This is a genomic window from Bacteroides sp. 41_26, from assembly GCF_949740115.1.
Classification (GTDB): domain Bacteria; phylum Bacteroidota; class Bacteroidia; order Bacteroidales; family Bacteroidaceae; genus Bacteroides; species Bacteroides nordii.
On record NZ_CATJGZ010000060.1, the window covers coordinates 110,960 to 122,993 of the forward strand.

The 12,034-nt window shown below is 41.2% G+C and carries 9 protein-coding genes; 2 read left to right on the plus strand and 7 right to left on the minus strand.

Annotated features, from left to right (window positions below; translation table 11 throughout):
• Positions 1-6 precede the first annotated feature (6 nt).
• Positions 7-2,895 carry a PD-(D/E)XK nuclease family protein gene (locus QX565_RS07180; protein WP_289292131.1) on the plus strand — a complete coding sequence of 963 codons (2,889 nt, stop codon included), beginning with the start codon at positions 7-9 and terminating at the stop codon, positions 2,893-2,895.
• A gap of 9 nt (positions 2,896-2,904) precedes the next feature.
• On the opposite strand, the gene QX565_RS07185 is transcribed toward QX565_RS07180, so the two are convergent.
• A complete protein-coding gene (locus QX565_RS07185) occupies positions 2,905-4,338 on the minus strand; it encodes a hypothetical protein (protein ID WP_289292133.1) in 1,434 nt (477 codons plus the stop codon).
• Between the two features lie 85 nt (positions 4,339-4,423).
• Positions 4,424-6,955: a helix-turn-helix domain-containing protein gene (locus QX565_RS07190; protein ID WP_289292135.1), complete on the minus strand. Its 2,532-nt coding sequence runs from the start codon at positions 6,953-6,955 to the stop codon at positions 4,424-4,426.
• Positions 6,956-7,125: 170 nt separating this feature from the next.
• Between QX565_RS07190 and QX565_RS07195 the strand changes: the two genes are divergently transcribed.
• Complete coding sequence (locus QX565_RS07195) at positions 7,126-7,761, plus strand: DedA family protein (protein WP_370634116.1); 636 nt, start codon at positions 7,126-7,128, stop codon at positions 7,759-7,761.
• Between the two features lie 88 nt (positions 7,762-7,849).
• On the opposite strand, the gene QX565_RS07200 is transcribed toward QX565_RS07195, so the two are convergent.
• The 5 genes from QX565_RS07200 to atpE all read right to left on the minus strand — a co-directional run bounded on the left by QX565_RS07200 (position 7,850) and on the right by atpE (position 12,021).
• Positions 7,850-8,734 carry a F0F1 ATP synthase subunit gamma gene (locus QX565_RS07200; RefSeq protein WP_289292138.1) on the minus strand — a complete coding sequence of 295 codons (885 nt, stop codon included), beginning with the start codon at positions 8,732-8,734 and terminating at the stop codon, positions 7,850-7,852.
• Between the two features lie 135 nt (positions 8,735-8,869).
• A complete protein-coding gene (gene atpA / locus QX565_RS07205; RefSeq protein WP_221648938.1) occupies positions 8,870-10,456 on the minus strand; it encodes a F0F1 ATP synthase subunit alpha in 1,587 nt (528 codons plus the stop codon).
• Positions 10,457-10,552: 96 nt separating this feature from the next.
• On the minus strand, positions 10,553-11,113 hold the full coding sequence (locus tag QX565_RS07210) for a F0F1 ATP synthase subunit delta (protein ID WP_221648939.1): 561 nt from the start codon (positions 11,111-11,113) through the stop codon (positions 10,553-10,555).
• A gap of 10 nt (positions 11,114-11,123) precedes the next feature.
• A complete protein-coding gene (gene atpF / locus QX565_RS07215) occupies positions 11,124-11,624 on the minus strand; it encodes a F0F1 ATP synthase subunit B (RefSeq protein ID WP_221648940.1) in 501 nt (166 codons plus the stop codon).
• A gap of 142 nt (positions 11,625-11,766) precedes the next feature.
• On the minus strand, positions 11,767-12,021 hold the full coding sequence (gene atpE / locus QX565_RS07220; RefSeq protein ID WP_002560656.1) for an ATP synthase F0 subunit C: 255 nt from the start codon (positions 12,019-12,021) through the stop codon (positions 11,767-11,769).
• Between the last annotated feature and the right edge of the window lie 13 nt (positions 12,022-12,034).

The window sequence follows — 12,034 nt, forward strand, 5'->3', positions numbered from 1 at the left end:
CAAAGTATGAAAACATTTCTCCAACTGGTCGCTCAAGACCTTCATAGCAAAATAGGAAACGATTTATCGCGTGTAGCAATCGTTTTCCCCAACAAACGTGCCAGTTTGTTCTTCAACGAACATTTGGCTTCACAATCCGATCATCCTATCTGGTCTCCTGCTTATGTCAGCATTAGCGAATTGTTCCAGCAACTGTCCGATCAGAAACTGGGAGATCCCATCCGCTTGGTGTGTGAGTTGTATAAGATTTTTCGTGAGGAAACAAAAAGTGAAGAATCTCTGGACGACTTCTACTTTTGGGGGGAACTACTTATCAGTGACTTTGATGATGTAGACAAAAATCTTGTAGATGCAGATAAACTCTTTACCAATCTGCAGGATCTGAAAAATATTATGGATGATTTCGACTTTCTGGATAAAGAACAGGAGGATGCTATTCGTCAATTTTTCCAGAACTTCTCCATAGAAAAACATACCAAACTGAAAGAGAAATTTATTTCTCTTTGGGACAAGCTTGGGGACATTTATCGGAGCTACCGTTCACAACTTGCCTCTTTAGGTATTGCTTACGAAGGAATGCTCTACCGTAATGTCATTGAAGCACTTGATACGAATGCTTTGCGGTATGACAAATATGTATTCGTAGGTTTTAATGTGCTCAACAAAGTGGAAACCCGCTTCTTCTCCCTACTGCAAGAGGCAGGTAAAGCACTTTTCTATTGGGACTATGATTTGTTTTACACCCGTCTGCCCCAGCAAAGACATGAAGCAGGCGAGTTTATTCTTCGTAATCTGGAGAAGTTTCCGAATGAACTTCCCGAAACTGTATTCGATTGTCTGCGTCATCCCAAGAAAGTACGTTTCATCTCTTCTCCCACAGAAAATGCCCAGGCACGCTATCTTCCGGAATGGGTCAGAGATACATTGTTAAACAAAGATCTTCAAGAAAAGCCTTGCGAAGAAAAAGAAAACGCAGTAGTACTTTGCAATGAATCTTTATTACTTCCTGTCCTGCACTCTATTCCGTCAGAAGTAAAAAACGTCAATATCACTATGGGATTCCCATTGGCACAGACCCCGGTTTATAGTTTTATCAATGCTGTCGTTGAGTTGCAAACAACCGGTTATCATTCTGAGACTGGTCGTTACAGCTATGATACCGTACAGGCCGTACTAAAGCATCCCTATACCCGCCAAATCTCTCTCAAAGCCGAACCACTGGAACGTGAACTGACAAAGACCAACCGCTTCTATCCTCTGCCTACAGAACTGAAGCAGGATGATTTTCTATCACTGCTCTTCACCCCAAGAAGTGGTATCCGGGCAATCTGTCTTTACATTACAGAGTTACTGAAAGAAGTATCCACCCTCTATCGCCAGGAATCGGAGCAGGATGATATTTTTAATCAACTCTATCGTGAGTCATTGTTCAAGAGCTACACAATGGTAAATCGCCTGCTCAACCTGATTGAGAACGGAGAGTTACAAATACGTATCGATACTTTGAAGCGCCTGCTTAGCCGTATCCTGAATGCAGCTAATATCCCATTCCACGGTGAACCGGCTATCGGCATGCAGGTAATGGGAGTACTCGAAACCCGTAATCTCGACTTCCGTAATCTCATCATACTTTCGCTCAACGAAGGGCAATTACCTAAGTCCAGCGGTGAATCTTCCTTCATCCCTTACAATCTCCGTAAGGCTTTTGGTATGACAACCATTGAACACAAGAATGCAGTATATGCTTATTACTTCTATCGCCTTATACAGCGGGCAGAGAATGTAACATTGGTATATAACACCTCGTCAGACGGCCTGAACCGCGGAGAATGGTCACGTTTTATGTTACAATTCCTTGTAGAATGGCCACACGACATCAGCCGGGAATTTCTTGAAGCCGGTCAGTCACCACAAAGCAGCCGTGATATCTGTATTGAAAAAACACCGGAAATATTGAATCGCCTCCGCAATACATACAACTTCGAATCTAATCCCAAAGCATTTGCTCTCTCTCCATCGGCGCTCAATGCCTATCTGGATTGTCGCCTGCGTTTTTATTATCGCTATGTAGCCGGGCTAAAAACTCCCGATGAGGTAAGTGCGGAAATAGACTCAGCCCTGTTTGGTACCATTTTCCACCGTTCAGCGGAACTTGCTTACGGTGATTTAAGTGCTAACGGCAAAGAGATAAGAAAAGAAGATTTAGAACGCCTTCTACGTGATGACGTTCGTTTGCAAGGATACGTAGATCGTGCCTTCAAAGAAGAATTCTTCCATGTTGATCTCAACGAACGACCGGAATACAATGGAGTGCAATTAATAAACTCCAAGGTAATAGGCTCATATCTTCGGCAACTGTTACGCAATGACCTGCAATATACACCTTTTTCTATGGTAGGTATGGAAAAGAAGGTACAGGAAGAAGTGACAGTAAATACTCCTGAAAGCCCGATAAAGATACGGATAGGCGGAACCATCGACCGCATGGATTGCAAAGGTGATACACTTCGTATTGTTGATTACAAAACAGGAGGAAGCCCCAAAACACCAACAAACATTGAACAACTGTTCACTCCCGCCGAAGGAAGACCGAATTATATCTTTCAGACCTTTTTGTATGCAGCCATCATGAGCAGGCAGCAATCCCTAAAAGTAGCTCCTGCCCTACTCTATATTCATCGGGCTGCTAATGAAAGCTATTCTCCCGTTATCGAAATGGGTGAACCTCGGAAGCCAAAGATACCAGTCAATAACTTTGCCTTCTTTGAAGACGAATTCCGGGAACGGTTACAAACTCTGTTGGAAGAAATCTTTGGGAATGAAACGCCCTTTATCCAAACAGAAAACACGAAAGTCTGCGAATATTGCGACTTCCGTGCTTTGTGTAAAAGGTAAATCATCGTTTTATTTTCCTGCTTCTCCTATTTTGAAAGAGACAACTATATCCCCTTTCTGTAACCGCCCAATCAGTATTGTGGCAGGATGTACTGGAAGGGGAATTGATTCTTCCATATCAGAAAGAGCTTGATTATACACTTCAACTCCAGAAGGATCATATAATGAAAGACGATATCCATCTCCGTCTTTTACAATCAGCTGATTATCGATAATCGAATAAGTAGGCGCAGAAAGAACCGCCTCTTCTATTCCATCGGGAAAATCCGAACAGTCATAGATCATTTCATCTCCCGTATAACAGCGTAACAACTTATACTGCGGAGCATCCAGATGATAACCGGAATTGTCTAAATAAAGTAATAAATTCAATGAACCAACATCTTCCAGCCACACGTGCTTAATATCTCCCTCTAACACAACACGTTTCAGTGATTTCCCCATACATTGTATCATGTCTGCCTGTATCACTTTATAAGGACTATATCCGGAAGGTTCGTAATATACTTCTGTACTATAAAGCCATGTACAAAGATAAACTTGCTTACCGACAGAATGATTAAAGTTATAGAGAGAATAATCATAAGCCAAAGTAAGGCCGCTTCGACTATTAAAAGTCCAATAAATTACTCCATTCACATCATATAAATAACCACCATCATAACGATACCCATTTTTATAAACCGGATAACTTGGATAGTTATTTATTACCTGAGGCTCTCCAATTGTAAATTTGTCAATGCTATTTGATGGAGTCTGGATTTCCCAAGTCTTACCTACCTTAAGAAAAGTAGACTTATAATTAGGATCAACGACCTGGCCACTATGATAAAGAGCAGATTTATCCGAAGCAAGTACTTGTACAAGGCTTGTACTCGTATTACTACCATCAGTTGGAATCGCTAAATCAGCGCCCCAAAAACCTAATGTACTCCCAATACCTTCAATCCAAATATCTCCATTACTATAATTAGAGCTGATTTCCATCACTTTCCGTCCACTTTCAAAGTAAACATTCTCCACTGTCAATGTTACAATATTACCAGGAAAACCTAAATCAGACAAATTACCTCCAGTATTCCAAGGTATAACGTATGATTCAATCTTGTCTCCTTTTTCTTTAGAGAAATCATACAATAGTAATCTCTCCGGATCATTTGTATATTCCTGAAACGGATAATACCACACTTTACGATCTTCTTCCAGAAAGGCTCCAATTAACGCCTCATTCATATACAGTTTCTTGCAGTTTTCACCTCCGAGTAGCGTGTCTCCTCCTAATTCATAAAAGCAATCGACATTTACATACTTACCACGCCAACCTCCATAGCTGAAATAATTTGTTTTCCATTGTGTACCAGTCTGTGAGAATTCCGTTTGAGCCCGCATATAAACAGGATACATACAACACAAAAACAATAATAGAACAGCAGTATTTTTCATAATATCAATATTTTGGTTGAACAATTCCCAAAGGTAATAATAAAGAACTAAGACGTTATATCTTAACAAAGAAATTATTCAAAAATTATGCTTTAGACAACGAGGCCATCACCAACCGGATATCTGCATACGACACGTCATCGCCTAAGCCTGCTTTTATAAGCGTAATGCTTTGGGCATCGGCGTGTTGTTTCAAATACTGTGTTATTTTATTAACCTTCTCTTGTGGAACCAGATCATTAATTCTAATTACTCCCGAACGTACATAATGTTCCAGATGTCCGGCTATCGTACCGGTTACCAATTCACGGGCCTTAGCGATCTCCTCAATGTTCATACCTTGACGGAACATAGAGAAGCTCACCTCTTTCGTATCTTGCTTAGGAGTTTTAACTATTACTGTTGCATCCGGCTTTGTGGTAACTATCTCCTCTTTTATCTTTTTCTTAGAGGGCTCTGGCATCTCAGGACGTTCCACATTGTTCTCTTTCACATAGTTATTTACCATATTCAGTAATACATCCCCATATTTCTCGGCGCCCTTCTTTCCAAAATAAGGAATACGAACCAGAGAGGGCACATCCACCGGCAACAAATTGACAATACCCAATATGGCTTTCTGTTGGATAATTGTATACACAGGAACTCCTGCCTGTGCGGCTTCTGAGTTTCGCCAGGCTATCAATTGTTTATAGAGCTCAGGATGAAGAATATCGGTAGGAACTTCTATCTTATCGGCTCTCTGTCCTCCTCTCTCCCTCTTTCCTTCTCCTCTCTCTCGTCTCCCCTCACCATTCTCTTCTGTGATCGTCAATATAGCTTTCTGTTTCAAATAGGTTGATACGGAAAAGCCATGTTCCTCCGTTGAGAGCAGAGTTCCCTTTTTTACATGCAATGCCACCCGCAACACACCTAAAGCCTCGGTGATTTTCTTCTTTACCTCTTTATTATCTGTCTGTACTTTGGTTTCAGAGACCAAAGGAAAGACTATCTCCTCCAATTTTTCTCTAAAATAACGGGCACCGGATATTAAACGGCTCTGTAATTGCCGATCACCCACATAATCATCTGTCGCATTCACCAATTCTGTATACTGTAATCGAAAAGTATCTCCTACCTTCGTTATGTTTGCCTTATATAACTCATAAGTTTCTTTATATCGTTCCAACAACTTGGGATAAAGACGATAAAGATGTTCATCCAACAAGCGAAGTACCAATGCAAAATGCCGTTCCAACGAATGAAAGTCAAACTGCTCGCAAAGTAATTCATAAAAATACTGGCGTTGCAACTTATTCAACTTCTGCCGATCCGGAAACAACGCTTCCACCTCACGCGTAAAGTGATCTATTGTATCATCACTGATTATAACCTCTTGTCTTAGCGGAGAACCCAACACCAATCCTTCCAGACTTTTACAGCGACTCAATGCCACATACACTTGTCCATGAGCAAAGGAAGCATTCGCATCAATGATAGCCCGCTCAAAAGTAAGTCCCTGGCTCTTATGGATAGTGATAGCCCATGCCAAACGAACAGGATACTGCCGGAAACGTCCCTCTACCTCTTCTGTTATCTCTTTCGTTACGGGGTTCAAGGTATATTTACTATTTGTCCACTCCTCAGTCTCTAAAAGAAAAGATTCTGCATCTCCATTACCACGTACCCTAATACCATCTTTACATACGTCTGTCACCAATCCGATCTTACCATTATAAAACCGATGCTCACCCGAAGAATCATTCTTAATAAACATAATCTGTGCCCCTTTCTTCACCGTCAATATTTCATCGGCAGGATAAGCAGACTCAGGGAATGTACCTTCCGTCTTTGCACGAAAACTATAAGGCTGTCCCGGCAACGCTATCAGCTGGCGGTCATTATACTGCTGAGCCTGATAATTATGAGTAGTCAAACGGATATAACCCTCTTCTTCTCTGGGACGAAAACCGGGAAGATAACGTTTGTTGAGTTCGGCAAGTACCGACTCATCCGCTGTATTCTCCCGTATCTTATTCAAAAGATTCAAAAAAGTACTATCACTCTGACGATATACTTTTTTCAATTCAATCGTGACATATTCTGTCTCTCTCAAAGTGCGGCTACCAAAAAAGAAAGCAGTATCATAATACGGACTCAACAATTGCCAGTCTTCTTCTTTCACCACAGGAGCCAACTGCTGTAAGTCTCCGATCATCAGGATTTGTACACCACCAAAAGGTTTATGGCGATCACGATATTGCCGTAGTACTGCATCGATAGCATCCAGAAGATCTGCACGTACCATACTGACCTCATCAATCACCAACAGATCCATACTACGTATAATGTTAATCTTCTCTTTACCGAATTTATGAAAAGTTTGTGCCGACATAAACTTTGTATCGGGCACATAAGGTGCAAAAGGAAGCTGGAAGAAAGAGTGTATTGTTACTCCACCGGCATTGATAGCAGCAATCCCGGTAGGTGCTACGACTACCATACGTTTGGGCGATTTTGCTTTCAACTCTCTGAGAAAAGTAGTCTTTCCGGTTCCAGCTTTTCCGGTAAGAAACAGGTGGGTACCAGTATTTTCTATAAACTGCCAGGCAAGTTGTATTTCGAAATTGGTTTCCATGTATATAGTTTTTCCGTCAAAGATACTGAAATTTACAGTACCCCTGCCCCTGTAGTAAGAAAATATTAATATAAATGAAACAGAAATGTAATACTGTATGCAATTTCATTTCACAAAGCTATCCCTATCTTTGCAAACATCATTTATAAAACACAATTTTCATGGATTTTATTCAATTTATTATCGATTTCATTTTACATATCGATGTCCATTTAGCCGAACTTATAGCTCAATATGGAATATGGGTATATGCTATCTTATTCCTGATTATCTTTTGTGAAACAGGGTTAGTTGTTACTCCGTTCCTTCCGGGTGACTCACTACTGTTTGTAGCCGGTGCACTGGGCTCACTCCCTACAAACAATATTAATGTACATATAATGGCACTGGCATTGATACTGGCAGCCATCCTTGGAGATTCGTCCAACTATCTGATAGGACGATTCTTCGGAGAGAAATTATTCAGTAACCGGAACTCTAAAATATTCAAACAAAGTTATCTGGAAAAGACACATGGCTTCTACGAGAAGTACGGAGGAAAAACAATTATCTTAGCCCGTTTTGTACCAATAGTACGTACCTTCGCTCCTTTTGTGGCAGGTATGGGACATATGAACTACAGGCATTTTTCCGTCTTTAATGTAACCGGAGGTATAATATGGGTAGTAATTTTCATCTATGCAGGCTATTTCTTCGGTGGCCTACCTTTTGTTCAGGAAAACCTTAAATTACTCATTCTGGGGATTATTGTAGTATCCGTACTCCCAGGAGTTATTGAAGTAATAAGGAACAAGAGAAGTAAATAAACAAATACAGAGTAAGCCTATTGATAAAAATAAAGAGCAATGTAACACAATCACATTGCTCTTTATTTTTATCAATCAGTCTCCTTTACTATTTCATCGATCCACCTATAATATCCAGCAGTTCATTCGTAATAGCTTGCTGGCGTCCCTTATTATATTGCTTCGTCAGATCCTGAATCAGTTCATTTGCATTGTCCGTAGCTACCTGCATTGCCAACGTACGCGCAGCATGTTCAGATGCATTAGAGTCCATTGCAGCCGTAAAGAGTTTCTGTTTCAATACCTTCGGAATAAGATCAGCTATAAATTGCTCTCTCGAAGGCTCTACGATATAATCCTTTACCACTTTATCTTCCTCTATATCTTCTTCATGCTCCTCCTCTATTTGTGTCAGATCAATAGGTAAATAACGTTCCCGGAGCAGCTCCTGTACTCCCATCGACTTAAAATGATGATAGATCAACTCTACCCGGTCTATCTCTTTGGATACAAAAAGTTCCATCAGACGTTCGGCCAGTGCAGCTGCTTCCTGATAAGTCGGTTTATCCGCTAACTGCTGGTAACTTCCTTTGGGAACAAACCCCATCTTCTTCACAGCCTCTTCTACCTTGCGTCCAACCGGATAAATAAAAATATTATCTTGTCCCAGTTTACGATATTCGCCAACTGTATGTAGAAACATTTTAATAACATTGGCATTGAAAGCTCCGCACAGCGAACTATTGGATGAAAACATGACAATAGCTACGCGTTTTACCTCTCTTCCTTGAATGTAAGGCGACTCTATAGAGAGTTCGCCACTAAGAAAGTTGCGCAAAATCTTATTCATCTGCCTTTGATAAGGCAACATATTTCCAATGGCTCCCTGTGCTTTATGCAATTTGGCAGAAGCCACCATCTTCATTGCTGAAGTGATCTTTCGTGTACTCTGTACCGAATTTATTCTGGTTTTTACTTCTTTAAGTGAAGCCATATTCTTTAGTAGTTAGAAGTTAGTAGTAAGTAGTTAGTAGTCAAGCAGTAAACAGTTAAATAGTAAGTAGCAGATAGTTTAGCGTTAAATACCGCAGTAGTATCCTACTTACTACTTAACTACTTGACTACTTAACTACTGAATAAATTGTTTAGCCACCATCTCTGCTGTTTCCCTGATACCTTTCTCTACATTTTCGTCAATGACACCTGCTTTGAGTACATCAAGTACATCTGCCTGATGATTAATGGCAAGACTCTCCTGAAAGCTACGTTCAAAATCTTCTACCTTATCAAGAGGAACATTACGCAATAGCCCATGAACACCGCAATACAGAATTGCAATTTGTTTCTCTACCGACATCGGACTATACTGCGGCTGTACAAGCAAACGGGTATTCTTCTGCCCCTTATCGATTATATGAGCAGTCACAGGATCCATATCGCCACTAAACTTCGTAAACGCTTCCAACTCCCGGTATTGTGCCTGGTCAATCTTCAATGTCCCAGCCACCTTCTTCATGGCTTTAATCTGTGCATTACCTCCTACACGCGATACAGAAATACCTACATTGATAGCCGGACGATTACCTTGGTTAAACAGATCAGTATCAAGGAAAATCTGTCCGTCGGTAATTGAAATCACATTAGTAGGAATATAAGCAGATACGTCACCGGCTTGCGTCTCGATAATCGGTAAGGCAGTCAAAGACCCACCCCCTTTTACCAATCCTTTCAAGCTATCAGGAAGATCATTCATTTCACGGGCTACTTCCTCCTGGTTGATAATCTTGGCAGCACGCTCCAACAAACGTGAATGCAGATAGAAGATATCTCCCGGATAAGCTTCACGACCAGACGGACGACGAAGGATCAGAGATACTTCACGATAAGCAACCGCCTGCTTGGAAAGGTCATCATAAACCACCAATGCATCCCGACCGGTATCACGGAAATACTCCCCGATAGCAGCACCGGAGAACGGTGAGAAATATTGCAAGGCAGCAGGATCACCAGCTGTAGCAGCAACTACAATCGTGTAATCCATTGCACCATATTCACGCAATGTATTTACAATAGAAGCAACAGTAGAACCTTTCTGCCCAATAGCAACATAGATACAATATACAGGTTTACCGGCCAGATAATTATCGCGCTGGTTGATTATAGTATCAATAGCAATGGCTGTCTTACCTGTTTGGCGGTCTCCAATAATCAACTCACGTTGCCCACGACCGATAGGGATCATAGCATCAACTGCTTTCAGCCCGGTCTGCAACGGTTGATTTACCGGCTGACGAAAAATAACTCCCGGCGCTTTACGCTCCAGTGGCATTTCATACAACTGTCCTCCAATCGTACCTTTACCATCCAATGGTTCCCCCAACGGATCAATAACACGCCCTAACATGCCCTCTCCTACACGGATAGAAGCAATACGTTTGGTACGTTTGACGATATAGCCCTCTTTGATTTTATCTGTAGGTCCCAATAACACAGCACCCACATTATCTTCTTCCAGATTCATCACAATGGCTTTAATACCATTGTCAAACTCCAGCAATTCATTCGCTTCGGCATTGCGCAATCCATAGATACGCGCCACACCATCACTGACCTGCAACACTGTACCTATCTCATCAAGTTGCACGCGTGTATCAATGCCTTCAAGCTGACGGCGCAGAATATCGGAGACTTCGCTTACTTTTATATTTTCAGACATGGTTCTATTTACAATTTGATAATTTACAATTTACAATTTACAATTTACACTCTTACCGCATGGCAAATTGTAAATTGTAAATCGTCCAATTGTAAATTATACGATTCTTCTGTTCTTATCAATAAATTGTTGTTTCACTCGTTTCAGCTGGGTAGTTATACTGGCATCAAGACGATAATCATTGACATCGAATATAAAACCACCTTCAATAGACGGGTCTATTACGGTTTCCAGTTCCATTTGGGCATGAAGAATCATACCTGCAGAGTTACGTATCCGTTCTTCTGTCTCTTTGTTGACCGCTACTGCCGTAGTAAGCCTACCCACTCCAATGTGTTTCAACTTCCGGTATAAATCCAGAAAAGATAAACAGATAAACTGCAGAAACTGTTCCCTGTTGTTTTTCAATACCAAAGTGACGAAACGTGAAAACTCACGACTTACTTTCTTATCACCGGTAGCTGCCGTACAAATCAATGAATACTTCTCCCGAATGTTCAAAACAGGATTTGCCAAAGCTTCCCTTAGACGGGGAACTGCACAAAGGCTCTTCGACAACATTTTCATCTCTCTGTAAAGCACATCTTCCGTATGTTTTTCCTTCGCATATTCAATCAGTGCTTTGGCATAACGCATTGAAACAATTCCTATATCCATACTCTTTCACTTAATTCTTGTTGTCCAACACTTCATCCAGCATCCGGTCTATCATAGCCATCTGCTCACTATCTTCATCCAGATTTTTACGGATCACCTTTTCGGCAATATCCACCGAAAGTAAAGCTACCTGGCGACGAATATCACGAATAGCTTCCTCCTTTTCAACCTGAATCTGCTTCTTCACCTCATCCAGTTCTTTCTGAGCTGCGGCTTCTGCTTTTTTGCGGGCCTCGTGAATAATTTTATCACGCTCCTGCATGGCCTCTTTCAAGATACGTCCCTGCTCCTTGTTAGCGGCAACCACAAGTGCTTCACCCTGTTCTTTGAGTTTAGCCAACTGGGCATTCGCCTCCCTTGCCACCTCCAGAGACTGGTCGATGTATGTTTTACGGCCATCCACCATCTTGACGATAATAGGAAAGCCATATTTTGCCAATACAACGAACACAATCCCAAACGAGAGAAGCATCCAGAATAACAGGCCACTATCGGGTAATAACAATGACATAAATTTATTTACAATTTACGATTTACAATTTACGATTTAATACTCTCTACTCTTCTATTTACAAGATACAACTTACAAATCACCAATCGCCAACGCCATAACCGCATGGCAAATTATAAATTGTAAATTGTCTAATTGTAAATTACAAGAAGAATACCAACAGACAAACAACTACTGCCAACAAAGCCACACCTTCAATCAGCGCAGCAGCAATAATCATATTCATACGAATATCGCCCGAAGCTTCCGGTTGACGTGCAATAGCTTCCATTGCCGAACCACCGATTTTACCAATACCCAAACCTGCACCGATAACGGCAAGACCAGCTCCAATTGCTGCTCCCAACTTTCCGATAGCAGCACCTGCGGCTGCTTGTAATAAGACTGATAGTAACATAATTTTCAGTTTT

Excerpts from the sequence above, each read along its gene's own strand:
- QX565_RS07180 (WP_289292131.1), top strand. The coding sequence starts at position 7 with ATGAAAACATTTCTCCAACTGGTCGCTCAAGACCTTCATAGCAAAATA.
- QX565_RS07200 (WP_289292138.1), bottom strand. The coding sequence starts at position 8,734 with ATGGCTTCACTTAAAGAAGTAAAAACCAGAATAAATTCGGTACAGAGT.
- QX565_RS07190 (WP_289292135.1), bottom strand. The coding sequence starts at position 6,955 with ATGGAAACCAATTTCGAAATACAACTTGCCTGGCAGTTTATAGAAAAT.
- QX565_RS07185 (WP_289292133.1), bottom strand. The coding sequence starts at position 4,338 with ATGAAAAATACTGCTGTTCTATTATTGTTTTTGTGTTGTATGTATCCT.
- QX565_RS07210 (WP_221648939.1), bottom strand. The coding sequence starts at position 11,113 with ATGGATATAGGAATTGTTTCAATGCGTTATGCCAAAGCACTGATTGAA.
- atpF (WP_221648940.1), bottom strand. The coding sequence starts at position 11,624 with ATGTCATTGTTATTACCCGATAGTGGCCTGTTATTCTGGATGCTTCTC.
- atpE (WP_002560656.1), bottom strand. The coding sequence starts at position 12,021 with ATGTTACTATCAGTCTTATTACAAGCAGCCGCAGGTGCTGCTATCGGA.
- atpA (WP_221648938.1), bottom strand. The coding sequence starts at position 10,456 with ATGTCTGAAAATATAAAAGTAAGCGAAGTCTCCGATATTCTGCGCCGT.